The sequence below is a fragment of the Dongia deserti genome (assembly GCF_003574735.1).
Taxonomy (GTDB): Bacteria; Pseudomonadota; Alphaproteobacteria; order Dongiales; family Dongiaceae; genus Dongia_A; species Dongia_A deserti.
Window position 1 is genome coordinate 138001 of sequence record NZ_QORW01000001.1, and the last position, 25134, is coordinate 163134.

The 25134-nt window shown below is 64.4% G+C and carries 25 protein-coding genes; 13 read left to right on the top strand and 12 right to left on the bottom strand.

All coding sequences use genetic code 11. From position 1 onward, the window contains the following. Positions 1–147: 147 nt before the first annotated feature. The 6 genes from gyrB to rpsT form a co-directional block, all read right to left on the bottom strand. Complete coding sequence (gene gyrB / locus DTX69_RS00695) at positions 148–2598, bottom strand: DNA topoisomerase (ATP-hydrolyzing) subunit B (RefSeq protein ID WP_119300007.1); 2451 nt, start codon at positions 2596–2598, stop codon at positions 148–150. A 42-nt stretch (positions 2599–2640) separates the two neighbouring features. Then, entirely contained in the window at positions 2641–3840 is a 1200-nt protein-coding gene (gene recF, locus DTX69_RS00700; protein ID WP_119299570.1) for a DNA replication/repair protein RecF, read from the bottom strand. Between the two features lie 43 nt (positions 3841–3883). Then, a complete protein-coding gene (gene dnaN / locus DTX69_RS00705) occupies positions 3884–5002 on the bottom strand; it encodes a DNA polymerase III subunit beta (protein ID WP_119299571.1) in 1119 nt (372 codons plus the stop codon). 356 nt (positions 5003–5358) lie between these two features. Next, the gene (gene dnaA / locus DTX69_RS00710) at positions 5359–6765 is read right to left on the bottom strand and encodes a chromosomal replication initiator protein DnaA (protein WP_119299572.1); all 1407 of its coding nucleotides are present in this window, start codon (positions 6763–6765) and stop codon (positions 5359–5361) included. Positions 6766–6797: 32 nt separating this feature from the next. Next, positions 6798–7217, bottom strand: coding sequence for a rhodanese-like domain-containing protein (locus DTX69_RS00715; protein WP_119299573.1), 420 nt, complete (start codon positions 7215–7217; stop codon positions 6798–6800). Positions 7218–7900: 683 nt separating this feature from the next. Then, entirely contained in the window at positions 7901–8164 is a 264-nt protein-coding gene (rpsT, locus tag DTX69_RS00720) for a 30S ribosomal protein S20 (RefSeq protein WP_119299574.1), read from the bottom strand. A 168-nt stretch (positions 8165–8332) separates the two neighbouring features. On the opposite strand from rpsT, the gene dapF reads away from it, so the two are divergent. The 3 genes from dapF to ftsY are packed head-to-tail and all read left to right on the top strand — an operon-like array spanning position 8333 to position 11377. After that, positions 8333–9178, top strand: a complete 846-nt coding sequence (gene dapF / locus DTX69_RS00725; protein ID WP_119300008.1) for a diaminopimelate epimerase — start codon at positions 8333–8335, stop codon at positions 9176–9178. Next, the gene (gene mtaB, locus DTX69_RS00730; protein WP_119300009.1) at positions 9171–10442 is read left to right on the top strand and encodes a tRNA (N(6)-L-threonylcarbamoyladenosine(37)-C(2))-methylthiotransferase MtaB; all 1272 of its coding nucleotides are present in this window, start codon (positions 9171–9173) and stop codon (positions 10440–10442) included. Before dapF ends, mtaB begins: the two co-directional genes overlap by 8 nt. After that, entirely contained in the window at positions 10439–11377 is a 939-nt protein-coding gene (gene ftsY / locus DTX69_RS00735; protein WP_119299575.1) for a signal recognition particle-docking protein FtsY, read from the top strand. Before mtaB ends, ftsY begins: the two co-directional genes overlap by 4 nt. Positions 11378–11379: 2 nt before the next feature. Here the strand turns inward: ftsY and DTX69_RS00740 are convergent, their stop codons facing one another. Further along, positions 11380–12084 (bottom strand): hypothetical protein, encoded by a 705-nt coding sequence (locus DTX69_RS00740; RefSeq protein WP_162916479.1) that lies wholly within the window; start codon positions 12082–12084, stop codon positions 11380–11382. A gap of 150 nt (positions 12085–12234) precedes the next feature. Between DTX69_RS00740 and DTX69_RS00745 the strand changes: the two genes are divergently transcribed. The 8 genes from DTX69_RS00745 (at position 12235) to DTX69_RS00780 (ending at position 20757) form a co-directional block, all read left to right on the top strand. Further along, entirely contained in the window at positions 12235–13107 is an 873-nt protein-coding gene (locus tag DTX69_RS00745) for a tryptophan 2,3-dioxygenase (protein WP_119299577.1), read from the top strand. A gap of 9 nt (positions 13108–13116) precedes the next feature. Further along, on the top strand, positions 13117–14112 hold the full coding sequence (locus DTX69_RS00750; RefSeq protein WP_119299578.1) for a threonine ammonia-lyase: 996 nt from the start codon (positions 13117–13119) through the stop codon (positions 14110–14112). Positions 14113–14303: 191 nt separating this feature from the next. Further along, positions 14304–14996, top strand: a complete 693-nt coding sequence (locus DTX69_RS00755) for a beta/alpha barrel domain-containing protein (protein WP_119299579.1) — start codon at positions 14304–14306, stop codon at positions 14994–14996. Further along, entirely contained in the window at positions 14993–15796 is an 804-nt protein-coding gene (locus tag DTX69_RS00760) for a DeoR/GlpR family DNA-binding transcription regulator (RefSeq protein WP_284735468.1), read from the top strand. Before DTX69_RS00755 ends, DTX69_RS00760 begins: the two co-directional genes overlap by 4 nt. Before the next feature lie 22 nt (positions 15797–15818). After that, entirely contained in the window at positions 15819–16478 is a 660-nt protein-coding gene (locus DTX69_RS00765; RefSeq protein ID WP_284735469.1) for a class II aldolase/adducin family protein, read from the top strand. Positions 16479–16513: 35 nt separating this feature from the next. Continuing rightward, positions 16514–17980 carry a xylulokinase gene (locus DTX69_RS00770; RefSeq protein WP_119299581.1) on the top strand — a complete coding sequence of 489 codons (1467 nt, stop codon included), beginning with the start codon at positions 16514–16516 and terminating at the stop codon, positions 17978–17980. 22 nt (positions 17981–18002) lie between these two features. Next, the gene (locus DTX69_RS00775) at positions 18003–19307 is read left to right on the top strand and encodes a sn-glycerol-1-phosphate dehydrogenase (RefSeq protein WP_162916481.1); all 1305 of its coding nucleotides are present in this window, start codon (positions 18003–18005) and stop codon (positions 19305–19307) included. 265 nt (positions 19308–19572) lie between these two features. Further along, a complete protein-coding gene (locus DTX69_RS00780; RefSeq protein WP_119299583.1) occupies positions 19573–20757 on the top strand; it encodes a site-2 protease family protein in 1185 nt (394 codons plus the stop codon). A gap of 79 nt (positions 20758–20836) precedes the next feature. On the opposite strand, the gene DTX69_RS00785 is transcribed toward DTX69_RS00780, so the two are convergent. Beyond that, complete coding sequence (locus DTX69_RS00785; RefSeq protein ID WP_119299584.1) at positions 20837–21286, bottom strand: SRPBCC family protein; 450 nt, start codon at positions 21284–21286, stop codon at positions 20837–20839. Continuing rightward, a complete protein-coding gene (locus DTX69_RS00790; protein WP_119299585.1) occupies positions 21283–21585 on the bottom strand; it encodes an ArsR/SmtB family transcription factor in 303 nt (100 codons plus the stop codon). The genes DTX69_RS00785 and DTX69_RS00790 overlap by 4 nt, the downstream gene beginning before the upstream one ends. A 117-nt stretch (positions 21586–21702) precedes the next feature. On the opposite strand from DTX69_RS00790, the gene DTX69_RS00795 reads away from it, so the two are divergent. Next, positions 21703–22311, top strand: coding sequence for a glutathione S-transferase family protein (locus DTX69_RS00795; RefSeq protein WP_162916483.1), 609 nt, complete (start codon positions 21703–21705; stop codon positions 22309–22311). Between the two features lie 14 nt (positions 22312–22325). Here DTX69_RS00795 and DTX69_RS00800 read toward each other — a convergent pair whose 3' ends face one another. Further along, complete coding sequence (locus tag DTX69_RS00800; protein WP_162916485.1) at positions 22326–22973, bottom strand: hypothetical protein; 648 nt, start codon at positions 22971–22973, stop codon at positions 22326–22328. Between the two features lie 179 nt (positions 22974–23152). Here DTX69_RS00800 and DTX69_RS00805 point away from each other — a divergent pair, with 179 nt between their 5' ends. After that, entirely contained in the window at positions 23153–23821 is a 669-nt protein-coding gene (locus tag DTX69_RS00805; RefSeq protein ID WP_119299588.1) for a hypothetical protein, read from the top strand. Here the strand turns inward: DTX69_RS00805 and DTX69_RS00810 are convergent. Together DTX69_RS00810 and DTX69_RS00815 are read right to left on the bottom strand one after the other, a co-directional pair. Next, positions 23814–24434: an NUDIX domain-containing protein gene (locus DTX69_RS00810; protein ID WP_284735471.1), complete on the bottom strand. Its 621-nt coding sequence runs from the start codon at positions 24432–24434 to the stop codon at positions 23814–23816. The genes DTX69_RS00805 and DTX69_RS00810 overlap by 8 nt on opposite strands. Continuing rightward, a complete protein-coding gene (locus DTX69_RS00815) occupies positions 24427–25128 on the bottom strand; it encodes a class I SAM-dependent methyltransferase (protein ID WP_119299590.1) in 702 nt (233 codons plus the stop codon). The genes DTX69_RS00810 and DTX69_RS00815 overlap by 8 nt, the downstream gene beginning before the upstream one ends. Between the last annotated feature and the right edge of the window lie 6 nt (positions 25129–25134).

A 25134-nucleotide genomic window follows, 5' to 3' on the forward strand; every position in this document is an offset into this window, starting at 1 on the left:
CGATCCATCAGAACGCGATTAGTGCAACCCTGCTCCTGGTCGTTCCCGTCGGCATCCTGGCTCTGTGGCTTCAGGATCGGTGGGCCAAGTTCAAAGCGCGCTTCTGACGCGCCACGACGTAGCTAACGGCACACCACACTTGCCGGATTAAACGTCCAGATTCGCCACGTTCAGCGCGTTCGACTGGATGAAGTCGCGGCGCGGCTCCACCAGGTCGCCCATCAGGGTCGAGAACACCTCTTCGGCTTCGTCGGCGTGGGTCACCTTCACCTGCAGGAGCGCGCGGGCGTTGGGGTCGAGCGTCGTCTTCCACAGCTGCTCGGCTTGCATTTCGCCGAGGCCCTTGTAGCGCTGGATATCGAGCCCCTTGCCGCCGATATCCATCACCGCCTTGGCGAGGCCCATTGGACCGTTGATGCGGATCTCACGATCCTTCGACACGAAGATGGCGGGCTGGCTGTAAATCTCCGCGAGATCGGCCTTCATCCCGTCCAGCCGGTGGCTATCGGTGGAGCGGATCAGGGTCGCGTCGATGGTGTGGCTTTCCGTGATGCCGCGCAGCCGGCGCTTGAAGGCCAGCCCGCCATCCTGGTCGGCCAGGCCGGTCCAGCCGCGTTCGGATTCCGGCGCCAGCGCGTCGAGGCGCAGCGCGATCGCTTGCGCCACCGCGGGATCGGCGGCGGCTTGCGGATTGAGCCCGCCGACGATGGCCGTCTGCTCCACCACGTCGGGCGAGCCGACCTTGCGCACCAGCGGCTCCATCATGTGCTTCACGGAGTTGGCCTGATCGAGAACGCGGCGGAGGTCCGCACCGGCGATCTGCGCGCCGGTACCGAGCTTCAGGATCGCGCCTTCGAGCCCAAGGTTGATCAGGAACTCCTCGTAGGCGCGGCTGTCCTTGAGGAAGGTCTCCGACTTGCCGCGCGCGGCGCGAAAGAGCGGCGGCTGGGCGATGTAGAGATAGCCCTTCTCGATCACCTCCGGCATCTGGCGATAGAAGAACGTCAGAAGCAGGGTACGGATGTGGGAGCCATCGACATCGGCGTCCGTCATGATGATGATCTTGTGATAGCGGATCTTGCTGATGTCGAAGTCCTCGGGGCCGATGCCAGTGCCGAGCGCCGCGATCAGCGTGCCGATCTCCGCCGAGCTCAGCATCTTGTCGAAGCGCGCGCGCTCGACGTTCAGGATCTTGCCGCGCAGGGGCAGGATGGCCTGGGTCTTGCGATCGCGGCCGCTCTTGGCTGTTCCGCCGGCGCTGTCGCCCTCGACCACGAACAGCTCGGAGAGAGCCGCATCGCGCTCCTGGCAATCCGCCAGCTTGCCAGGCAAGGACGCCATGTCGAGCGCGCCCTTGCGCCGCGTGAGCTCGCGCGCCTTGCGTGCCGCTTCGCGCGCGGCCGCCGCTTCCACCACCTTACCGATGATCTTCTTCGCTTCGATCGGATGCTCTTCCAGCCACTGGCCGAGCTTCTCGTTCACCACCGCTTCGACCACCGGCCGCACCTCTGAGGAGACAAGCTTGTCCTTGGTCTGGGAGGAGAACTTGGGATCCGGCACCTTGACGGAGAGCACGCAGGTCAGCCCCTCGCGCACGTCCTCACCGGTCAGCTCCACCTTCTCCTTCTTGGCGATGCCGCTTTCCTCGGCATATTTGTTCACCTGCCGCGTCAGTGCGCCACGATAGCCCGCCAGGTGCGTGCCGCCGTCGCGCTGCGGGATGTTGTTGGTGAAGCAGAACATGTTCTCGTGATAGGCGTCGGTCCATTCCATCGCGGCCTCGACCGTGATGCCGTCCCTCTCGCCCGCGATCACGATCGGCGGCTCGTGCAGCGCATTCTTGGCGCGGTCGACATAACGCACGAAGGCCTCGATGCCGCCCTCGTAATGGAACTCGGCCTGCTTCGGCTCGACTCCGCGCGCGTCGGTCAGGATGAGACGGACGCCCGAATTGAGGAACGCGAGCTCGCGCAGGCGATGCTCGAGTGTCGCATAGTCGAACTCGGTCTTGGTGAAGATCTTGGGCGACGGCAGGAAGGTAACCTCCGTGCCGCGCTTGCCGTGAGCATCGCCGACCACCGCCAGTGGCGCCTCGGCAACGCCCATGCGAAAGCGTAGGAAGTGTTCCTTGTCGTCGCGCCAGATGCGGAGATCGAGATGCTCCGACAGCGCATTGACGACCGAGACGCCGACGCCGTGCAGACCACCCGACACCTTGTAGGAGTTCTGGTCGAACTTTCCGCCGGCATGGAGCTGGGTCATGATGACCTCGGCCGCGGAGACGCCCTCTTCCTTGTGGATGTCGACCGGAATGCCGCGGCCATTGTCGCGCACGGTCACCGAGCCATCGCCATTCAGCATCACGTCGATACGATCGCAGAATCCGGCGAGCGATTCGTCGATGGCATTGTCCACCACCTCATAGACCATGTGGTGCAGGCCGGAGCCGTCATCGGTGTCGCCGATATACATGCCCGGCCGCTTGCGCACGGCATCGAGGCCCTTCAGGACCTTGATGGAATCGGCATCATAGCTCTCGCCGTCGCCACCATTGCCGTTGCCGTTCGTCGGCGGAATGTCGCTCTTGTCGTCAGTCATCATGCTTCACTCAACGTCATCGGCTGCTTTCGAGCCGGATTTCTAAAGATTGTGGATGCGGCCATCCTCGACCGCGAAAAACTGGGCATGGCCGATCAGCGGACGGAACAGATCGCGGTCCGTTCCGGTCAGCCAAGCCTGCAGGCCGAGCGCCAGGATCTCCGCGAACAGGGCCTCGCGCCGTTGGCCGTCCAGATGCGAGACCGCCTCGTCCAGCAGCAGGATCGGCGCCTCGCCGCGGCGGCTCTTGGTGAGGCGCGCTTCCGCCAAGGCAATCGACAGCAGCAAGGCGCGTTGCTCCCCGGTCGAGCACTCCGCCGCCCGCAGCGGTGCGGTTCCAAGCGAACGTCCCAGATAAACAACATCCAGGTCGCTGCGATGCGTGCCCCATTCCGTGACGCCCGACGCCGCGTCGCTGGCCCGGGCCGCCTTCAGCTGCGCTCTCAGCTTCTCCTCTGCCGCCAGCGCCGGCCCTTCCGTCAACCAGGCTTCCACTGCACCGGTCGCCGCCAAGCTGGCGCGCGGGAACGGCCCATCGCCATCGGCGAGCGCCAGATTGAGCGCGTCGACCGCTTCGCACCGCGACGCCGCGATCGCGACGGCGCTGCCGGACATCTCCGCTTCCAGCGCGTCGAGCCAAGCATCCAGATCCGCCGGCGCCGCGCCAACCTCGCCGCGCAACAGGCGCGCGCGTTCGCGCATCGCCGATTCATAGCCCGCAATGCGCGCGGCGTGGCTGGAATCGATGCCGGTCACCAGCCGGTCGAGATAGCGGCGCCGGGCAGAGGCGGCATCATCGAACAATCCATCCATCGCCGGTACCAGCCATTGCACCGAGAGGATGTCGGCGAAATCGGCCTGCGAGCGCGCCGGCGCGCCATTGATCCGCGCGAGGCGCCGATCGCGTCCGGTCTGCGTCTGCGCCAAGGGATCGCGGCCGGTCCCCAGTGCGAATTCGCCGCCCGCGGTCTGCACCTTCGCATGGACCGCCCAGGCCATGTTGGCTTGGTTGCCCGGGCCGCGGAAATCGATTTCCGACAGCTTCGCGCGATGGAGACCGCTACCCGGCCCGAGCAGCGAAATGGCTTCCAACAGATTGGTCTTGCCCGCACCATTGACGCCGACCAGCACCACCGGCTGCAGCCCCAACTCCAGCGCGAGATGGCGGTAGTTGCGAAACTGGGTCAACGCAAGATGCGTCAGCCCGATCACCGCCGCCGGCTGGGCGCCGGTCGCGGTCATCGTATCCTGAGTCCTTGGTTCCTGCGCGTACCCTGCCAAGCCGTCACACTCGCATCGGCATCAGCACGTAGAGCGCCATGGCGTCGGCCATATCGCGCACCAGGGTGGGCGCGACCGCATCGGCCAACACCATCTGCAGGCCATCGCCGTCGACCTCGTCGGCCACATCCAACAGATAGCGAGCGTTGAAGCCGATTTCGAGGGCCGCGCCCTCATATTTGACTTCCAGCTCTTCCATCGCCGTGCCGTTCTCGGGCGAGGTGGCCGAGATCACGACCGAGCCTGATTTGAGGCTGAGCTTCACGGCACGCGACTTCTCGCTGGAAATGGTGGAGACACGATCGACCGCGTCGCGGAACTCGCGCCGGTCGACTTCCAGGGTCTTGTCGTTGCCGGTCGGGATGACCCGCTGATAGTCCGGGAAGGAGCCGTCGATCAGCTTCGAGGTCAGCACGATATCGTTGAAGGCGAAGCGCACGCGGGTGTCGGACAGCGAGACCTCCACCGCGCCGTCGACTTCCTCGATCAGCTTGCGCACCTCGCCCACCATCTTGCGCGGGATGATGACGCCGGGGATGTTTTCCGCCCCGTCCGGCAGCGGCATCTCGACCCGCGCCAGGCGGTGGCCGTCGGTCGCGACCGCGCGCAGCGCATGCTGCTTGCTGCCGGTGTGGGCGTGCAGGTAGATGCCGTTGAGGTAGTAGCGCGTCTCCTCGGTCGAGATCGCAAAGCGCGTATGGTCGATCAGGCTGCGCAGATCGACCGCCGCGATCGGAAAGCGATGCGGCAGCTCTCCGGCGGCCGTGGAGGGGAAATCCTCCTTGGGCAGGGTCTGCAGCGTGAAGCGCGACCGGCCGGCCCGGATCGCCACCTGACCGCCGTCGCCGGCCAGCTCCAGCTGGACCTGGGAGCCTTCGGGCAGCTTGCGCACGATGTCGTAGAGCATGTGAGCCGGGACCGTCGCCGCGCCCGGCGCGGCGATCTCCCCCGGTGCATGGTCGACAATCGCCAGGTCCATATCGGTGGCGGTCAAAGCCAGCCGTTCGCCTTTGGCTTCCAGCAGCACGTTGCTGAGGATCGGAATGGTGTTGCGCCGTTCCACCACGCTCTGCACGTGCCCCAGGGATTTCAGCAATGCCGTCCGTTCGATCGTCAGTTTCATGGTCCTCGCAACCCCATCGCAAATCTCCGGCGACCGGCTCGCAGAGGCTGGAAATCAGGGCTCCAGCCGCTCCGATCGCTGCTTATTTTTTCCTTGCTGGAGTGCCCGGAGAAGCCCGGCAGATCGGCCCGAATCAAAGGCTCCATACAGCAAGCCAGGGATTATATCAGGTGAGGCGGGAAGCAACAGCCAAAAGCGCACCAAATACCCGCCCAGAAAGGCGAAACGGCCCTGCCGGACGGTCGTTTTTCAGGCCATTTCTGCGGTCTTCGCCTGGGGTCGGCGGCCGATCTTCAGGGTCGGCCTGCCGACCGCCTCGGCACCCCCTACGCACCCCCAAGAACGCGGGAAAAACCTCAGCCGTCCAACATGCGGCGCAGCAGATCGACATCCTCGGCGAAGCCGCTGTCGGCGGTGCAAAGCTCCTCGACCTTCTTGACGGCGTGCATGACCGTGGTGTGATCGCGCCCGCCGAACTTGCGGCCGATCTCCGGCAGCGAGCGCGTCGTCAGCTGCTTGGCCAGAAACATGGCGATCTGGCGTGGCCGTGCGACCTGGCGAGCGCGGCGTGGCGACTGCATGTCCGCCAGCTTGATGTTGAAATGCTCGGCCACCCGCTTCTGGATTTCTTCGATCGTCACCCGGCGGTCGTTCGCGCGCAGCAGGTCGCGCAACAGCTCCTGGGCGGATTCCAGCGTCACGGGATGGCCGACGAGCGTGGCGTGGGCGGTGATGCGGGTGAGTGCCCCTTCCAGCTCGCGCACGTTCGAGGAGATGCGGTGAGCCAGGAACTCCAGCACCTTGTGCGGGATCGGCACGCCCGACTGCTCAGCGCGCGATTGCAGGATGCCGAGACGCAATTCGTATGTGGTTGGATGAATGTCGGCCACTAGGCCCCAGCCGAGGCGCGAGCGCATGCGCTCCTCCAGCCCCTCGAGGTCGGAGGGCGACTTGTCGGCGGAGAGCACGACCTGCCGGTTCTGGTCGGCGAGCGCGTTGAAGGTGTGGAAGAACTCTTCCTGGGTCGAATCCTTGCCGATGATGAACTGCACGTCATCCACCATCAAGATGTCGACGGAGCGGAACAGCTCCTTGAACGACATGGTATTCTTGTTCCGGATGGCGCGGATGAACTGGTACATGAACTTTTCGGCCGAGAGATAGATGACCTTCTTCTCCGGCTTCTTGGTGCGGATGTGCCAGGCGATGGCGTTCATCAGGTGGGTCTTGCCGAGCCCGACGCCGCCATAGAGGAACAAGGGATTGAAGGGCACGCTGTCGGCTTCCGCCACGCGCAAGGCTGCCGCATGCGCCAGCTCATTGGACTTGCCGACCACGAAATTCTCGAACGTGAGGCGCGGATCCAAGGGCGCCGAGACACTTTCGACGCTGTCGTCATCGCGCACGGGCGTCGCGGGGATGGGCGACGTGCTGACCGGCGTGTCTTCGTTCGCCGCCTCATCGAGATTGTCGAGGTCGAGATCAGGCACCGGGCGATGAGCATCGACAATGACTTCGACCGATCGCACCTCCGGATTTTCCGAGCTCCAGAGCGCCTTCAGCCGGTCCGCGTAGTGCGTCGCCACCCAGTCGCGCATGAAGCGCGACGGCACTGAGACGCGCAGATCGGGCCCCCGCTTGCCGGCAAGGTTGAGTGGCTTCAGCCATGACCGGAACGTCGCTTCGCCGAATTCGGCTCTCAGCCGGCCACGCACGCGCGCCCATTGCGCATTCAGCATGGAATCGCTGTTCAATTCCGTCATTGATGCCCCCCGGTAATCCTGCGTACGCGCCTTCATTGCTGCACCCACGGCAGATTGCTGGCCTTCCAGCCGTTGGTCGTGCCGCGATGGCCGTGGCCATCGACGTCCCCCTCGAAGCCGCCAGCGACATTGAAACACTTGCCATAACCTGCCGCAGTCAGCGCCTGAGCCGCCGACCTGGAGCGAGCGCCGCTACGGCAGATGAAATAAAGCGGCGCGCTTGTGTCCCCGCCGGTCAATTGCTCGACCTTGGCGACGAACTCGGGATCGATCTGCATCTGCGGATAGACCTGCCAGCAGACGAAGCCTGTCTTCTTGCCCAGGCTGCGCAGGTCGGGGATGCCGACGAAGTTCCATTCCGGCTGCGTGCGCACATCGATCAGCACGGCCTTGGGGTCCTGGGAAAGCCCCTGCCATGCGTCCGTCGGCGATACGTCCCCTGCGTAGCTCATGCTGTCACCGCTGCGCCCACTTTGTTCAAAATCACTGCAGACCCCGCATCGCAGCGGGATTCAACCATCGGGCGACCGCCGCTCAGTTCGCTCGAGCGGTCACCGTTTCGCCGGACCGACCCTCGGAATCAGGCCGATCCGGCGCCACTAGGGCGCAACTCTCGATTGAAATAGTCGTTACACATCGATGGGGTCGGCAGGGATCCGACCGATCTGTCTCGATTAGCCGACAGGTCTGTGGCGCGATCGCAACAGCGGACCCCTCCAGCCATGCTCGACAAGCCTTGGGGCATCCAATCGTCCACTGCCCCAGCAGTTGTCTGAGGAGTGGGCGTTAACATCTTGACCTGCAGCATATCTGCCTGATTTTTTTACGTTTTTGTCCCTAGCCCGACTGCCGCACGGAGGCGCGGCACCCCTGTTTTTGGCTGGGGATAACTCTAATACTTGGCTCTCCCGGCGCGCAACATGACCGAATCGAGAACGCACAAACTGTCATGAATGGGGGCCCGACTGTGGCCGACTCGCAACAGAAATTGGTCACACAATATCGCAACGCAGGGTGGCGCAGGCACGCGACTTGGCCTGTAAATAGTGATCGCCGCGAAGCGGACTTCGCGGCGATGGTAACGATTGCTGTCGGTTAGCAGCCGAACCTGATGAGGTTCGCGAAGCTGTAACAATCAGCCGAGGGCCTTCAGGCGCTTGGTCAGGCGCGAGATCTTGCGGGCCACCGTGTTGCGGTGCACCACGCCCTTGGTGACGCCGCGTTGCATCGCCGGCTGAGCAGCCCGCAGAGCAGCCTCCGCCGCCGCCTTGTTGCCGGAAGCGAGGGCGGTCTCGACCTTCTTCACTTCGGTCTTGATCTGGCTGACGCGTGCGCGGTTCCGCAGCGTGCGCTTGGGCGTCTGGCGGATGCGCTTTTCAGCCGACTTATGATGAGCCATGAGACATTTATCCGTATGGGTCGGTCAAACTCGGGCGCGGGTTATATAGGGGGTGCCCGGCGAGGTCAACCCAGCGGCCAGAAACGCCATTCGGACCTCGGCGACCGCCCTATGGACGAATGGGCCACGGCAGAGCATATACCTGACGCAACCAAACTGAGGATGGACATGGCGGCGCTGCCGTTCCTGAAGATGCACGGGCTGGGGAATGATTTCGTGGTGATCGACCTGCGCGATCGCCCGGTCTCGCTCACCCTGCCCCAGCGCCGCTGGATCGCCGACCGCAGGCGAGGCATCGGCTGCGACCAGCTCATCCTCCTGGAGCCGCCGCGGCAGCGGGTGGCGGACGTCTTCATGCGCATCCACAATCCCGATGGCGGCGAGGCTGGCGCCTGCGGCAATGCCACGCGCTGCGTCGCCGCCAAGGTAATGGCGGAGAAGGCAACCGGCCATGTCATCGTGGAGACCGTCTCCGGCCTGCTGGACGCCGATGTGGTGGAGAGCGGGCGCATCGCCGTCGACATGGGCCTGGTCAAGCTGGACTGGCGGGAGATCCCGGTGGCGGAGCCCTGCGACACGCTGCATCTTCCGCTCAGCCTCGGGCCGCTCGCCGACCCCGTCGGGGTGAATGTCGGAAACCCGCATGCTGTGTTCTTTGTAGCCGACGCGGAGAAGGTTGACCTTGCCAGCCTCGGCCCTGTGCTGGAGCGCCATCGCCTGTTTCCCGAGCGCGCCAATATCGAACTGGCGCAGATCGTGGGCCCCGAGCGCATCCGCATGCGGGTATGGGAGCGTGGCGCGGGGATTACCCAAGCCTGCGGCAGCGGCGCATGCGCGACCTTGGTTGCGGCTGCGCGGCGCAAGCTCACCGGCCGCAGCGCGACCGTCGTGCTGGACGGCGGGGAGCTACTGATCGAGTGGCTGCCGGACAACCACGTGCGCATGACCGGCGGCTGGACAGAGAGCTTCCGCGGCGAGATCGATTTTGCCGAACTGGAGCGCGCCGTTGCCTGAATCCAATAGCACAGCAAAGCTCATCACCTTCGGCTGCCGGCTGAACGCCTTCGAGACCGAGGTCATGCGCGGCCACGCCACCGCAGCCGGGCTGGGCGATGCGGTCATCGTCAACACCTGCGCCGTGACGGCGGAGGCGGAGCGTCAGGCGCGGCAAGCGATCCGCAAAGCGCGGCGCGAGAATCCCGGCGCGCGCATCATCGCGACCGGCTGCGCGGTGCAGATCGCGCCCGACCGTTATGCGGCGATGCCGGAGATCGACCACCTCATCGGCAATGAAGAGAAGCTGAAGGCAGAGAGCTTCTTCGCGCTCGCCGGCAGGGACGCCCCGCGGGTTGCGGTCGCCGACATCATGGGCGTCAAGGAAACGGCCGGGCATCTGATCTCTGGCTATGCCGAGCGGACGCGGGCCTTTGTCGAGGTCCAGCAGGGCTGCGACCATCGCTGCACCTTCTGCATCATTCCCTATGGGCGCGGCAACAACCGCTCGGTGCCGATGGGCGAGGTAGTCGCGCAGGTTCGCACGCTGGTCGAGAACGGCGTCAAGGAAGTGGTGCTGACCGGCGTCGACATCACCGGCTATGGCGGCGACCTGCCGGGGCAGCCGAGCCTGGGCCAATTGTGCCGGCGGCTGCTGGCCTTGGTGCCGGGTCTGCCGCGCTTGCGCTTGAGCTCCATCGATGTGGTCGAGGTGGACGCGGACCTCGAGCGTTTGATCGCCGAGGAGCCGCGGCTGATGCCGCATCTGCATCTGAGCCTGCAGGCGGGCGACGACATGATCCTGAAGCGTATGAAGCGGCGGCACCTGCGTGACGACGCGATCCGCTTCTGCCGCGAAATACGCGCCCTGCGCCCGGACATCGTGTTCGGCGCGGACCTGATCGCCGGCTTCCCGACCGAGACCGAGGCGATGTTCGCCAATTCCCTGGCGCTGGTCGAGGAATGCGGCCTCACTTTCCTGCATGTCTTCCCGTTCTCGGCACGGGTCGGGACGCCGGCCGCCCGCATGCCGCAATTGGCAGGGCCGGTGCGTAAGGAACGGGCGGCGCGGCTGCGGGCAGCGGGGCAGCAGGCGCTCGGCCGCTATCTCGCCAGCAGGATCGGGGCTGAGACGCGACTCCTTGTCGAGCGCAGCGAGGACGGCGAGGCGTTCGGCCACAATGACCATTTCGCGCCTGTCCGCCTCAAGGGGAGCGCACCGCAGGGGGCGATTGTTGATGCGCGGGTGACCGCCGCCACGGAAGAACTTCTGATCGCCGCATGACTCTCGAAACCTCGGAAACCGAAAAGCGCGGATGGTTCCAGCGCCTGAAGGCGGGCCTTACGCGCACCTCCACCAAGATCACCGGCAGCATCACCGGCATCTTCACCAAGAAGAAGCTGGATCGCGCGCTGCTGGAGGAACTGGAGGAGGCGCTGATCGCTGCCGACATGGGCCCTGCGACCGCCGCGCGCCTGACCGAGGCGCTCGCCAAGGATCGCTTCGACAAGGAGATCACCGAGCAGGAGGTGCGCGAGGTCTTCGCCACGGAGATCGCCAACATCCTGAAGCCGGTAGCCCAGCCGCTAGTCTTGAGCGACCGCGAGCCCCACGTCGTGTTGGTGATCGGCGTCAACGGCTCGGGCAAGACCACGACCATCGGCAAGCTGGCGCAGAACTATAAGCGCGCCGGCAAGAATGTGATGCTCGCGGCCGGCGACACCTTCCGCGCGGCGGCGGTCGAACAGCTCAAGATCTGGGGCGAGCGCGCGGGCGTGAAAGTCGTAGCCCGCGAGGCCGGCGCCGATGCCGCCGGCCTGGCCTATGACGCCCTGGCCGCCGCTAAGGCGGAGGGCGCTGACCTGCTGCTGATCGATACCGCCGGGCGGCTGCAGAACAAGACCGACCTGATGGCAGAGCTGCAGAAGATCATCCGCGTGATCCGCAAGCTCGATCCCGAAGCGCCGCACAGCACGCTGCTGGTTCTGGACGCGACCACCGGCCAGAACGCCCACTCCCAGGTGGAGATCTTCAAGGCCATGTGCGACGTCACCGGCCTCGTCATCACCAAGCTCGACGGCTCCGCCAAAGGCGGCGTGCTGGTGGCCCTCGCCGAGAAATTCAAGCTGCCGGTCCACGCCGTCGGCGTCGGTGAGACGGCCGACGACCTGCGCCCGTTCGACGCCGAGGTGTTCGCGAAGGATCTGATGGACGTGTGAGCCTATTGGTCGCCGGATGCCGGTTGTAACCAATATGATAGGATACGCGCGCGCATAAGCTCGTAGACGTACATTGCCAAGCTGGTGTTGCCGCCCTGAATCAGGGCTCGCATATGATGATCGCCCAGCCGAGACAGCACGCTGCACGCACGCAATTTGCCACGGGAGTCACCGAACCCCACGGCCGAACAGACCAGAAGATAGTCGAGCGATCCCTCGCTGGTCCGGACCCGGAACTCGTAATCCAGCCGAGGCCCATTGTTCTCGGGAATTACGAAAGCGGCCGAGAACAAATCACCCCGCACACGCGTGAACGTCAGAGAGCGCATATCTTCCCCGGTGCGATAATATTCTGCCTGGAAGCTGTCCCCACCCTGAAGCGACGCGAGCGCAGTGGCGATCTCCCGATTTGCCCTGGCCTGACGCCAGTCGTCACGGGCTCTCCAATGCTTGCGAGGATATATATACATCAAGACAGAAACGGCGTTATCCGGCCAATCGCCGTCCTTGTCGAGCGACCGGTCGAATTCCTCCCTCGAAACAGGCACTGAACCAAGCCAATATTGGCCAACAGTAAATCCAAAGGACAGATCGGCCTTGAACTCCATCGCGTGCGAATCTGCTGGCCAGCAGAATACGAGGTCGGCCAAGCCGACACGCTGCGTGCCCACCGGGCAATCATCAATCGAGTCGGTCGGCTTAGCCAAGGCCGAGGCCCCGACCAGACATAACAGGAGCACGCACACAGCTAGTCGCGAGCCCTTCATATGACTACGATACTCCCCAAGGGGCGGCGTCGACCGTAGGTAGACTAGTGGCGACCAGACTACCATTCAAGCTTGAGGGGCGGCTAACCTATGAAGGGTGAAAAGAACGCCGGCGTCAAACGCTCACGCCAAACAAGCGCTGGCCTTGGAAGGCCAGGCGGGAGCCGCGAAACCTATTCGGACTTCCTGCAGCTGGACATCCTGCTCAATCTGCAGGCGACGTTGCATGATCCGCCGCAGCGCGACGAATTGCTGTTCATCGTGATCCATCAGGTGAGCGAATTGTGGCTGAAGCTGATGCATCATGAGCTCAGCGAGGCGCGGCGCGAGATCGCGCAGGACGAGCTGCCGCAGGCGCTGAAGCATTTCGCGCGGGTGAAGGCGATCCAGGAGCAGTTGATCGCCGCCTGGAAAGTGCTGAACACCATGACGCCGGCCGACTATCTGGAGTTCCGCCACGTGCTCGGCACATCCTCCGGATTCCAGAGCTGGGGCTATCGGCTGGTCGAATACATCCTCGGCAACAAGGATGCGTCCTACATCGACGTTCATCGGCGCGACCCCAAGATCGTTGCACGCCTGGAAGCGGTCCTGGCTGAACCGTCGCTCTACGACGAGGTCCTGCGGCTGCTGGCGCGGCGCGGCTTCAAGCTGCCGGCGACGGTCGTCAAGCGCGATTGGCGCAAGCCATTCGCCGGGCACAAGGCTGCGGTCGAGGCCTGGCTTACCATCTATCGCCATCCGCGCGATCATTGGGAGCTCTACGACCTCGCCGAGAAGCTGATGGACATGGAGATGCTGTTCCAGCGCTGGCGCTTCGATCACGTAAGCGCCGTGGAGCGTGTCATCGGCCATCAGCCCGGGACAGGCGGCTCCAGCGGCGTTGCGTTCCTCAAGAAAGCGCTCGACCTGCGGTTCTTCCATGACCTCTATGAGGTGCGGAATCGCCTGATTTATGGATAGGACGCAGCCATGAACAAAAACTGGCCCACGCTTTCCGACATCCGCGCGACGCAGGCGTTGCTGGCGCCGCATGTGGTGCGCACGCCGACGGTGCCGTGGGTGTCACCAACACTGGAGCGGCTGCTTGGCAATGATGCCAAGCTGTTCCTGAAGCTCGAGCTGTTCCAGGTGACCGGCACGTTCAAGGCGCGCGGGGCGTTGACTTGGGCGTTGTCGCTGACGCCCGAGCAGAAAGGGCGCGGCATCACGGCGGTCAGCGCCGGCAATCACGCGATCGCCGCCGCCTTCGCGGCCAAGGCGGTGGGCGCGCCCGCCAAGATCATCGTGCTGAAAAGCGCCAACCCTCTGCGCCTCGCCATGGCACGAGACCTGGGTGCGGACATCGTGATCGCGGAGAACGGGCCTGAAGGCTTTGCGATTGCCGACCGGCTGGTGAAGGAAGAGGGCTTGACCTTCATCCATCCGTTCGACGGACCCAATGTCGCACGGGGCACCGGCACCTTGGGTGCGGAGATCGCGGACGACGTGCCGGACCTGGATGCCGTGGTGGTCGCGGTCGGCGGCGGAGGTCTCGCATCCGGCATGGCGCGGGCGATCAAGCTGCTGCAGCCCACCTGCAAGGTCTATGGCGTCGAGCCGGTCGGCGCGCCCAAAATGCGCCGTTCGTTCGATGAGGGCGCGCCAGTGAAGCTGGACCGCATCGACACGATCGCGGATTCGCTCGCGCCACCGATGTCGCTGCCCTACGGCTTCGAACTGGCGCGCGCGCACATGGACGACATCGTGCTGGTCGACGACGATGCCATGTGCGCCGCGCTGGCTCTGCTGCAGACAGAGGCCAAGCTGGCAGTCGAGCCGGCTGCGGCGGCTGCGACCGCGGCCGCCATGGGACCACTGCGCGAGCGCCTTGCCGGCAAGCGCGTCTGCCTCGTCATCTGCGGCGCCAACATCGATGCGGAGACCTATGGCGCTCTGCTGGCGCGCGGCCGGCGAAACCTGGCCTGATCACCGCCTCGCTCCTCCTGCACAAGTGTGACCGTTAGAGGGTCGCCGGCTCCGTCAGAAGACCCCGGCCCCGCAAAATAGTCCTGTTGCAAAATGTTGACTATTGAGCGATTTTGCCAATATTCGACCGTCAGGATTGCGAATTATTGCAATTTGCGTGAGCTCGAATCGGTCGTGATGGCGGAGGCGCAGTGGATTTCATTTTCATGCTCACGCGGCAGGACCGGACCATCGCCGACTGCCTGGCCGTGCTCGACCTCATCCTGCCGTTGAAGCTGCGGCACATCGGCTTCAAGGATGTCGGTGTCGACAAGCAGACGCTGAGCATGCTGGCGGAGCGCATCCGCAAGTCAGGCGCCATCTCTTACATGGAGGTTGTCAGCACCAGTCCGGAAGATGCGCTCAATTCCGCGCGTGTCGCCGTCGAGCTCGGCGTCGATCGGCTGTTGGGCGGCACCGACGTCGTGCGGACTCAGGAGATCCTGGGCGACAGCGGCATCTCCTATTTCCCGTTCTGCGGCTTCCCGAGCGGCCATCCGACCAGGCTCGGCGGGCGGCCGGACCAGATCGAGGCACATTGCCGCCGGTTCATCGCGCAGGGTTGTGCCGGGACCGACCTGCTGGCCTATCGCGCGACCTCGGCCGATCCGATCGAACTCGTCAAGGCGGCGCGCCGCGGTCTTGGAAAGAAATACTTGATCGTGGCTGGCAGCGTGTCCACGGCTGATCAGATCGCCGCGTTGCACCAGGCCGGGGCTGATGCCTTCACCATCGGATCGGCCGTGTTCGACGGCTCCTACGCCGAGAGTATGGGATCCATTGTGTCCCAGGTCGCCGCCATAGAGGCTGATTGTGCGGCCGCATCGAGAGCCGATGCTGGATGAAGCCGATCGCCGAATTGAGGGACTCACGCGTGCTCGCCGAAGAACGACAGCGACTTATCCTCTCGATGGTGAATGATCGAGGCTCGATCTCCATCACGGAGATCCAGCGCAAGCTGAACGTCTCGCGCGAGACTATCCGCCGCGACCTGGTCGCCATGGCTGACAGCCAGCTTCTGCGCAAGACTCACGGTGGCGCACTTTCGCTGGAGCAGCGCGAGCCAGAGATGGCGGTACGCCAAGTCACCAATATCGAGGCCAAGCGCGCCATCGGCCGCTTGGCCGCCGGCCTGGTGCCCGACGGCGCATCGGTGATCCTGGCCAGCGGAACCACCACCCAAGCGGTCGCTGAGGCCTTGATGGCACGGCGCGAGTTGACGGTCTTCACCAATAGCGTCTTCATCTGCGGGAAGTTGATGGGACGCAACGGCAACCGCGTCTACATGCTGGGCGGCGAGATCCAGCCAAGCAATGGCGCCACCCTGGGTCGCGATGCCACCGAGATGCTGGCACACTATTTCGCGGATTTCGGCTTCATCGGAGCGGGCGCGATCTCGCCGGCCGGCTGGCTGATGGACTACACGCGTGAAGAGGGTGAGTTGCATAGCCGCATACTGATGACCGCCCGCACCGCCGCTGTCGTCGCCGATCACGGAAAGTTCGGGCGCTTCGCCCCGATCCGCGTCGGCAATTTCGAGAGGGCAACACACCTGATCACGGATGTGACGCCGGAGCCCGAAATCACCAATGCACTGGCCCATCTGCCGCTCGAGGTCCTGGTTGCGGACAAGGACACCGCCTGATCGGCAAGAACGGAGTCTGATCGTGAAATACGAAACGGAGCGGCGCGACATCGTCAAGGCATGCTTGTACATGAATCGCCGGGGCATCAATCAAGGGACGTCCGGCAATATCAGCGTACGCGTGAACGAAGGATTCCTGCTCACGCCCTCCGGCATGGCTTATGACGAGATGAAGGCGAGCGACATCGTGCTGATGCGGCCCGACGGCAGTCATGTCGGCAAGCGCAAGCCGTCCAGTGAATGGCGGTTTCATCACGCACTGATGACGAGCCGTGCGGAAATCAGCGCGGTGGTGCACACCCATTCCATGTTCGCGACGACCCTCTCCTGCCTCGGCCTCGAGAGCCCGGCCATGCATTACATGATCGCGGCCGCCGGTGGGGGAAACATCCGGTGCGCGCCTTATGCCACCTACGGGACCCAAGAGACCGCCGACAACGCGGTGAAAGCGCTTCAGGACCGCAATGCCTGCCTGCTCGCCAATCACGGCATGATCGTCGTTGGACGCAATCTCAAGAAGGCGATGTGGCTGGCGGTCGAGGTGGAGACCTTGGCCGCGCAATACTGGCGTGCGCTGCAGGTCGGCAAACCCAACATCCTGCCGAAAGCGGAGGTTCGTCGCGTCATGGACAAGTTCAAGACCTACGGTCAGGTCGGAGAACCGGTGGCCGCATGCTGCTAGCATACGTCGCCTCTGTCAGCGAAGGCTGAGCCGGCATGCTCGTCGGCGCCGACATCGGCACGCAGAGCCTCAAGGTTGTGATCCTTGACCCGGCGCTGCGGATCGTCGGTCAGTCGGCGAAGTGCTATCGGCCGAGCTACCCGAAACCCGGATGGGTCGAACAGGCGCCCACCTTGTGGACGGACGCGTTGGGGCCGGCCATCTCCGAAGCGCTCAGCTCCGCAGAGGTCGCACCGACCGAGATAAAGGCCATGGGATTTTGCGGCCAGCTGGACGGCTGCATCGCGGTCGATGCCAGCGGCGCGCCCTTGTCGCCATGCCTGATCTGGATGGACCGGCGCGCGACCGCCGAAATTGAAGATATCCCGGCCGCTCTGGTGCGCGACGAATGCGGATTGGTGCTGGATCCCGGCCATCTCGCGGCGAAAGCGCGCTGGCTGGCACGGCACCTGGGCCGCGAGGCGGCGATCGCGCGATTTCACCAGCCGGTTTCCTACGTGGTCGAGCAGCTGACCGGAATCGCGGTCATCGGTCACGCGCTGGCATCGACCAGCATGCTCTATTGCCTCGATCGTCGCGGCTATGCGCAGGCCTTGCTCGACAGGTTCGAGTTGTCCGAAACGCAGTTGCCACCGATCGCCGAAGCGGAAACGTGCGCCGGCCGCATCAACCAGCGCGGCGCAGCGCTGACCGGTCTGCCTGCGGGCTTGCCGGTGGCGGTCGGAACCGGCGATGACTTCGGGACACCGCTCGGCGCCGGTTTCAATGCACCCGGCCGGGTCGCCGTGGTTCTCGGCACCGGCGAGGTTGTCGGCGGCCTGCACCCGGTGGCCTTGCGCGACGAGAGCGGATTGCTGGAAACGCATGCCTATCCCGGCGGCGCCTTCTTCATCGAGAATCCGGGTTGGTTCTCCGGTGGCGCCGTTGCCTGGATCAGCCAGCTCTTGAATGTTCCGGATCTCACCGCCCTCAACGCCCTCGCAGCCCAGGCGCCCGCTGGCGCTGCCGGCCTCAGCTTCATACCGGCCCTGACCGGCGCGATGGCGCCCGAGTGGCAGCCCAGCGCACGGGGTTGCTTCTACGGCATGACTCCGGCCCATGGCCGCGAGCACATGATCCGCGCGGTGCTGGAAGGATGCGCGTTCGCCATGCGCGACGTCGTCGATCGCCTTGAGCAGATGGGCGTTGCGACGCGCTCCCTGCTGCTGATCGGCGGTGGTGCGCATAGCCGCCTCTGGTCACAGATGCGCGCGGATATCGTGCAGCGCCCTGCTGAACTGCCGCAACGCGTCGACAGCGCTCCGGTCGGCGCCGCCCTCCTGGCCGCAGTCGCGGGAGGCGTCGCGCGCGATCTGAACGAGGCCGTCGGCGCGCTCTCGGATGAGCACACCGAGATCGACCCAAGTCCGCGGGAAGCGTCCGCGTATGACGAGGCATACGACAAGTATCGCCAGCTGTTCCGCTCACTCAGGCCGCTCTTCGTGCAGCAGCAAAGCGACTAAACAAAAACAAGGACATTCTGGGATGCCTCCAGACATCATTGATCGGCTGATCGCCGGGACCTATCCGGACCCGGATGGCGGGCCCCCGCTCCGCGTGCAGACCCGGGCGGTGACCCTTGGCCGATCTTTGGCCGGCGCCGAGGCAGAGCTCATCCGGCCATTGGCGCTCGGTCGGCGCTTGGCCGTGGTCAGCGATCCGACGACGCATGCCGTCCTTGGCGCGCGCGTCGAGAGCGCCCTGAAGAGCCTCGGCAAGGTAGAGAGCGTCGTGCTGCCAAACCGTCCGCATGCGGACACCGAGACCGTCGCGCGGATCTGCGCCGCGACGCGATCCGCGGATGCGCTGATCGCCGTCGGCTCCGGAACGATCAATGACCTGTGCAAGTATGCCAGCGCGTGCGATCGCAAACCCTATGCGGTGTTCGCCACTGCGCCGTCTATGAATGGCTATACTTCGCTGAATGCTGCCATAACGGTCGACGGATTGAAAAAGTCATTGCCTGCGCAGGCGCCGGTCGGCGCGTTCTTTGACCTTTCGATCCTCGCCGCGGCACCGGTCCGGATGATCCGCTCGGGCCTCGGCGACAGTCTCTGCCGCTCCACCGCTCAGACCGATTGGCTGCTCGCGCACCTGTTGTTCGACCAGCCCTATCGCACCATGCCGTTCGCCCTGCTCGCCGATGACGAGCCGGAGCTGTTCGCGTCCGCCGGGGCGCCGATGAAAGGCGATCTCGAGGCGATGGAGAAGCTGGTGCGCACGCTGCTCCTGTCCGGTTTTGGAACGGCGATCTGCGGCACGTCGCTGCCCGCGAGCCAAGGCGAACATCTCATCAGCCATTACGGCGACATGCTGCAAGAGCCCGGCCGTCCCTTCTCGCTTCATGGCGAGCAGATTGGCGTCACCACCCTGACCATGGCCCGCCTGCAGGGCCGGATGCTGGATGGCCCGCCGCCAGTCGTCTCGGCCGACCACAGCTCCGAAGAGGACTTCATCGGCCTGTTTGGGGCGACGCTTGGGCGTTCCTGCTGGAAAGAATTCAGACTGAAACGCCTCACTGCGGAGATCGCCGAAGCCGTCAACCAGCGGATTGCCTCCCAATGGGAAGAGATACGCAACACGCTGGCTGCTAGTTTCGTGCGCGCCGAGGTGCTCGAAAGAGTGTTGAGAGAGGCGATTGCACCCCGTGCACCGGAAGATCTCGGCTGGTCGCGCGCTTCATACAGCGAGGCGGTGCGCCATGCGCGAAAGATCCGCAATCGCTACACGTTCCTGGATTTCGCGGCTGATGCGGGAATCCTGGAGAGCGCCATTCCCGAGATCGCGTAGCCGAATAGGCGCACACGATCGCGGATTCGCGCGCCACCGATGTCACTGCCCTGGAGCTCCGCATCGCGCGGGCATATGGACATCGTGCTGGTCGATGCGATCTGCAGCGCCAGCATTGCGACCAGCTCTGGACGCCTACCCCTCATAGCCCGCTACGGCGGGATGATGGCCCGCTCACGAGGGGGTTGATGCGCCCCGCCACGGAACCTCGAAGCTGCTCCACTTGTTCGGAGTAATTGAGGTCTCTCTTGGGTTGAATTGTGCCATGGCCACCAGGCGTCGTCCTTTGATAAACCTGCTCGGGTTCGAGATCCGCTTCGATCTAACCTGGCTCATCCTCGTTGCCCTCATCGTCTGGACGCTGGGAGCGGGCTATTTCCCAGTGGTCCTGGCCGACCTCTCGACGGGCACTTACATCTGGATGGCAATGTTCGGTGCGTTCGGTTTGTTCGCATCCATCATCCTGCACGAGTTGTCCCATTCGGTAGTCGGGCGGCGGCTCGGCATGCGGATCAAAGGCATTCGCCTGTTCGTGTTCGGCGGCGCAGCCGAGATGACCGAGGAGCCGCCAACGCCACGCATCGAAGCACTCATGGTGATCGCAGGGCCGGCGATGAGCGTTGCACTTGCCATCCTCTGCTTTGCTGCAGCCACGCTGCTCGCGGGCTTCAACACGCCACAGCCGGTGGCGATCGTGCTCGGCTACCTGGCGATGGCAAACGCGATCCTCGCGGCGTTCAACATGGTTCCTGCCTATCCGCTGGATGGCGGACGCTTGCTGCGCGCGGCCTTGTGGGCGTGGCGCGGAGACCTGATATGGGCCACGCGGGTGGCATCGCTGATAGGCGGCGCCTTCGGGCTTGTGCTGATCGTGCTGGGTATTGTGAGCGCGCTCTACGGCAACCTGATTGGAGGCATGTGGTGGTTCCTGATCGGTCTGTTCGTGCGGGCAGCGGCCAGTTCCTCCTACCGTCAGGTGCTTGCGCAGAGGATATTGGCCGATGTTTCGGTGCGGCGGCTCATGCGCCCGGATCCCGTCCGCGTAACGCCCGACATCTCGGTCCAGCAGCTGACGGAGGACATTCTGCTCGCGCACTCGCTGAAGGAGGTACCGGTCGTGCGAGGCGACGACCTCACCGGCGTGGTCGGTGTGGCGGATGTCAAGGCCATGGCTGCATCCGAGCGCTCCAACCGTCTTGTCGGCGACATTATGCGGCCGGCTGGCGATCGCACGATCGCGATCGATGCGCGCGCGGACGAAGCGCTCGCACAGATGCAGCGGACGACGGGCGGGCGATTGTTCGTGGTCACGGATGGCCGGCTGGTCGGCGTGCTTTCGTTGCGCGACCTGTTGCAGCACCTCAGCATCCGGTCGGACCTGCAGAGCGACATGAAAGACGTCCCTTCCCGCCATTCCTTCCGTGGTCCTGCGGACGCGAGTGCCGCATAGTTGCGATGTTCCTCCAGGGACGGCACTGGGGCGCCTTCCCCCATAGGACAGCGGCAGGTCTGAGGCTGCTGGCGGCTGGCTAAGCTGCTGGGTGAGGCGGTTCGACCGCCCACGGATCGGGTCCTGGATCGCCGCCGGCCGCAGCAATCTTCAGACGATCGAGGAAGTGCGGCCAGCCGATCGCGTGCCTCGCTGCTTCCGCCGGCGATAGTCCCGAATGCTCCAGCTCGAGCATCGTGCCGCCCTCGACCGGCTTGAAATGGACGGCCAGCCGCGTCGCGCCCGGAGGCATCACTTCGTTTCCAGCCTGACCCCAGGAAATCTCGACATAGCTGGGACGATCCACGGCCAGGAACTCGCCACGGATGAGTACGCCATTGATGTCGACGGAGAACACACCGCCGCGCACCGCCTCCAGGCGCGCATAGTCGCCCATCCAGCGCACCAGGAGCTCCGGCTTAACGAAATGGTCGAAGACCGCTTCGGGCTCGGCTTCGATGTAGAGCGAGGTGCGAAACGTCTCCGTCATTTCCGCTCCACGCTGCGCTTCAGTTTCTGAAGGTGATCGCTCCAGAAGCCGGCCACGAATTCCTCGATCGGCCGAAATCCGTCCGGCCGGACGGCGTAGATGTGCCGGGTCCCCTCGCGACGCGCCTCAACCAGCCCGGCATCCTCCAGCACTTTCAGGTGCTGGCTGACCGCCTGCTGGCTCACGTCGACCTGGTCCGCCAGTTCGCCGACCGAAAGCGCACCCCGGTCCCGGAGCAGGGCCAGGAGCTCACGCCGGCGCGGCTCGACGATGGCCTTCAATGCAGCTTGAGGATTCATGCCTCGCTTCCACAAGTGGTCACTTGTAAATGGCCGAAACCTATGCTACTTCACAAGCATTCACTTGTGAATAGACATGAAGCGGCGCTCGCCCGGGTCCGTCGACGGAGGGGAAAGATGAAGCTCTACATGCATCCGTTTTCTCAGCATTGCCGTCGCGTGCTGATGCTCTGCCGGGAACTCGGCCTGAAGATCGATCGCATTGTCGTCGCCCTGGATCGGGGCGAGCACAAGACGGAAGACTTTCTCCGGTTGAGCAGAACAGGCCTCATCCCGGTCTTGGCGGATGGCGATCTCAGGCTCGCCGAGTCGCACGCGATCATGAGGTATTTGTCGGCGGTGTCGGGCGATCGCGCATTCTATCCTGCCGATGTGAAGGCACGCGCAGTTGTCGACATGTGGCTCGACTGGAACCACACGCGGCTGAACCCACCCATTCAGACGATCGCGATCCAGCAGATCGTCATGAAAGACAAGGCCGACCAGTCCATCATCGCGAGCGCCCACACTCAGGCTCAAGACGCGCTCGCGATCCTCGATCGCGCTCTGAACTCAAGAGACAGCATCGGAGGTGCAGTAACGCTCGCCGACCTTTCGATCGCCAGCACGCTCGCGCTCTATGAGCTGGTTGGCGGCAGTCCATCGCATCACTCAGCAGTTTCCGCCTGGTTCGAGGGACTCAAACGCCGGCCGAGCTTTCATGAGACCGCGCCCAGGATGGCATGATGCGGCCCGGCGCTTTATCCGCGCCGATCTGTGTCCAAGGGCGGCACTGAGGCGCCTTTCCCATGAGGTCGCGGCAGGCTTGAGCCGTCCGGCGATTGCTCACCTTCTTCGCGGCCGACGCGGTGGGCGAGCCATCGTATGCTACGGGCGAGTGTGAAACCGTAGGCGGCCGCACCCATATTGGCGCCGACCAGGAACACGATCGCGTCTACCGCGGTGATGGAGGCGGTGAACAGGGCTGCACCCGCCGCGCCGAGATAATACGGCGCTTCCTTCGCCAACTCGGTCGCCATGAATCCGACATGCGCGGCGATGCGGCGCCAGCGCGCGTTCCACGTCCAACGCGCCACGAGATCGTGCGCGATCTTGGAGAGGATGTTGGCGCTCGCGCCCGTGCGCCGCAGCAACTCCCAGTTCGCGAGCATCATTGCCCACAGGCCGGCACCCCATACCAGATAGGTGGCGAGCAACAGCGCGAGCGCCTCCCAATGGCTGATGCTGCCGAGCAGTCCCGATGCCACAACCAGGAGGCCGGCGCCGGTCGCCACGATTTCCAGCGCATAGGCGGTGACGATCGACGCTGCAATGGTGGCGAGCCAAGTGCGCCCGCGGCCAAATCGGGAAACGCCCTGCAGGCCAGACAGTGCATTCTTCCCGCTCATGAACATCTCTATATGATACGTACGTACGGTATGTACGCAACGTAATCCTGCCCTTGCCGGAGTCAAGCAAATTACGTACATACGGTACGCACTGAACTGAGGAGGGTCACATTCCGACCAAACAGAAGCGGGAGCGCTCGACGCTTCCCAAGGACGAGGCTCGCAAGCGGTATGCCCGGATGGGCAGCCTCGTCGCCCTCGAGCAAATCCAAAAGGACTCGCAGCTCCTGGGCGAAGGGGCGCTCGCGGTCGGGCCATTTGCGCGGCTAGATGCCGAGACCGTTGCGGCCCATGACGGCAAGACGCGCGGGGCCATCACCAATCTGTTCGGCAGCCAAGCCGCCTTCCAGGCCGCGGCGATGGCGCTGGCGCTCGATGCGCACGAATGGGTGGAGCGGATTGAGCTACCCGCGCCGCAGGATTTCAGCGACGCGGAAGACTGGGTCGATGCTCTTCTGACAGGAGAGTCGGCGCGCGGACCGGCCCATGGCGCAAAGCCGGCTGCCGAGCACGGGCTGGTGTGGGCCTTGTGGCTGAGCGCCGTGCCGTACGGCATCTGGAGCGAGGAGATCGCCAAGCCCAGTGTGGCGGAGTATGTCCAGACGGTACACAAGCTGGAGCAGGCGATCCTGGGCGCACTCGATCATTTCGAACTCACAGTGCAGCCCGGCGCGTCAATCAACGATCTCGCCTGCGCCATCGTCAGCTTGACCGAGGGTGCGTGGCTCAATCAGTGCCTGAGCAGGCGCCATCCCTGCGACAAGGCGCAGCCGATCGCCACCATTCTGCGCCGCGGCGGCCGCATGCTGTGGCGCGGCGCGGTGATGCCGCGCAAACCTGCTAAATGATCTCTTTCAGCCTGGCGTGATAGATGAGGATGATGGTCTTGGCATCGATGATCTCGCCGCGGTCGATCATCGCCAGCGCGTCCTGCAGGGTCACTTCGACGACTTCGATGTCCTCGCCCTCACCGAGATGGCCGCCGCCTGCGCCGACCCGGTCGGCCGGCGTGTATTCGGCGGTGAAGAAATGCAGCTGCTCGGTGACCGCGCCGGGGCTCATATAGCAGGATAGCACTTCCTTCACGTCCTTGATGCGATAGCCGGTCTCCTCCTCCGCTTCGCGGCGGACGGCGGTCGTGGGATCATCGTCATCCAGCAGCCCGGCGGGCAGCTCAAGCAGCATGCCGTCCGGATGGCCGCTCACGAAGGCCGGCAGGCGGAATTGCCGCGTGAGCAGGATGGTGCCGCGCTCCTTGTCGTGGAGCAGGATGACCGCGCCATTGCCCCGGTCATAAGCTTCGCGCGCCTGCCGCTGTTCCGTTCCGTCACGGCGGCGGTACATATAGGTGTATTTGCGCAGCACGTACCAATTGTCGCTGAGCACATCGACATGCTCGATCCGCACGCGGTCGGAGCCGGGCAGGTTTTCCATCACGCTTTGAACTTTCTTCTTAGGCATCAGGCAAATCGCTCAACCGCCATAGTGCCAAGCTCTTGTCCGCATACGCGCCATCGGCTTCGGTGCAGCGCTCATTGATGATCTCGACTGGCGCGGGCCAGTTCAGCGGCGCGATCGCGAAATTGAGGGGCCGCCAGTCGGCGTCTTCGATATCCTCGTTGCGCTCCAGCTGCGGGAAGGTTGTCGTCAGCAGCCAAACGGCACTGGACGCCTTCAGGTTCCTCAACGCGCGCTGAAGCGTCGCAAATGAAAAATGTACCAGGCAATCGCGGCTCAAGATGAGATCGCAGCGCGGCAAGGGCTCGCACGTCATATCCGCCAACAAGAAGCTGCGCCGCGCATCGCCCTGATGGCGCCGCTGCAGGGTTTCGATGATCGAGGGCACGATATCCACGCCGACATAGCGCTCGAGATCGAGATCGAGGCTGGCCATCCAGCGATGATCGCCACACGGCGCATCGAGTATGGAACGCACGCCAAGCTCTTTCAACAGACCCGGCAGCCGCTCGCGAATCGCCGCCGTTGCTTCCAGTTCCGACCCCACGCCCGAGACGCTGTTATCCGCGCCCCACAGATTGGCTTCATGAATGCGCTCGAACCGCTGCGCGAGGTCGAGCCCCTCGAACTCCGCTCGCCGCGCAGCAAAGCGCTGCTGAGCGATGGCGGGAGGACGATGGTTTGGAGTTTGCGCCATGACTCC

What these genes read in the sequence shown, in the direction of transcription:
- DTX69_RS00770 (WP_119299581.1), top strand. Translation starts at nt 16,514, where the DNA reads ATGCTCGTCGGCGCCGACATCGGCACGCAGAGCCTCAAGGTTGTGATC.
- DTX69_RS00785 (WP_119299584.1), bottom strand. Translation starts at nt 21,286, where the DNA reads ATGACGGAGACGTTTCGCACCTCGCTCTACATCGAAGCCGAGCCCGAA.
- DTX69_RS00745 (WP_119299577.1), top strand. Translation starts at nt 12,235, where the DNA reads ATGAAGGGTGAAAAGAACGCCGGCGTCAAACGCTCACGCCAAACAAGC.
- DTX69_RS00790 (WP_119299585.1), bottom strand. Translation starts at nt 21,585, where the DNA reads ATGAATCCTCAAGCTGCATTGAAGGCCATCGTCGAGCCGCGCCGGCGT.
- DTX69_RS00750 (WP_119299578.1), top strand. Translation starts at nt 13,117, where the DNA reads ATGAACAAAAACTGGCCCACGCTTTCCGACATCCGCGCGACGCAGGCG.
- DTX69_RS00760 (WP_284735468.1), top strand. Translation starts at nt 14,993, where the DNA reads ATGAAGCCGATCGCCGAATTGAGGGACTCACGCGTGCTCGCCGAAGAA.
- DTX69_RS00715 (WP_119299573.1), bottom strand. Translation starts at nt 7,217, where the DNA reads ATGAGCTACGCAGGGGACGTATCGCCGACGGACGCATGGCAGGGGCTT.
- ftsY (WP_119299575.1), top strand. Translation starts at nt 10,439, where the DNA reads ATGACTCTCGAAACCTCGGAAACCGAAAAGCGCGGATGGTTCCAGCGC.
- DTX69_RS00795 (WP_162916483.1), top strand. Translation starts at nt 21,703, where the DNA reads ATGAAGCTCTACATGCATCCGTTTTCTCAGCATTGCCGTCGCGTGCTG.
- DTX69_RS00780 (WP_119299583.1), top strand. Translation starts at nt 19,573, where the DNA reads ATGGCCACCAGGCGTCGTCCTTTGATAAACCTGCTCGGGTTCGAGATC.
- gyrB (WP_119300007.1), bottom strand. Translation starts at nt 2,598, where the DNA reads ATGACTGACGACAAGAGCGACATTCCGCCGACGAACGGCAACGGCAAT.
- DTX69_RS00800 (WP_162916485.1), bottom strand. Translation starts at nt 22,973, where the DNA reads ATGAGCGGGAAGAATGCACTGTCTGGCCTGCAGGGCGTTTCCCGATTT.
- rpsT (WP_119299574.1), bottom strand. Translation starts at nt 8,164, where the DNA reads ATGGCTCATCATAAGTCGGCTGAAAAGCGCATCCGCCAGACGCCCAAG.
- DTX69_RS00815 (WP_119299590.1), bottom strand. Translation starts at nt 25,128, where the DNA reads ATGGCGCAAACTCCAAACCATCGTCCTCCCGCCATCGCTCAGCAGCGC.
- dnaN (WP_119299571.1), bottom strand. Translation starts at nt 5,002, where the DNA reads ATGAAACTGACGATCGAACGGACGGCATTGCTGAAATCCCTGGGGCAC.
- DTX69_RS00775 (WP_162916481.1), top strand. Translation starts at nt 18,003, where the DNA reads ATGCCTCCAGACATCATTGATCGGCTGATCGCCGGGACCTATCCGGAC.
- DTX69_RS00810 (WP_284735471.1), bottom strand. Translation starts at nt 24,434, where the DNA reads ATGCCTAAGAAGAAAGTTCAAAGCGTGATGGAAAACCTGCCCGGCTCC.
- recF (WP_119299570.1), bottom strand. Translation starts at nt 3,840, where the DNA reads ATGACCGCGACCGGCGCCCAGCCGGCGGCGGTGATCGGGCTGACGCAT.
- dapF (WP_119300008.1), top strand. Translation starts at nt 8,333, where the DNA reads ATGGCGGCGCTGCCGTTCCTGAAGATGCACGGGCTGGGGAATGATTTC.
- dnaA (WP_119299572.1), bottom strand. Translation starts at nt 6,765, where the DNA reads ATGACGGAATTGAACAGCGATTCCATGCTGAATGCGCAATGGGCGCGC.
- DTX69_RS00805 (WP_119299588.1), top strand. Translation starts at nt 23,153, where the DNA reads ATGGGCAGCCTCGTCGCCCTCGAGCAAATCCAAAAGGACTCGCAGCTC.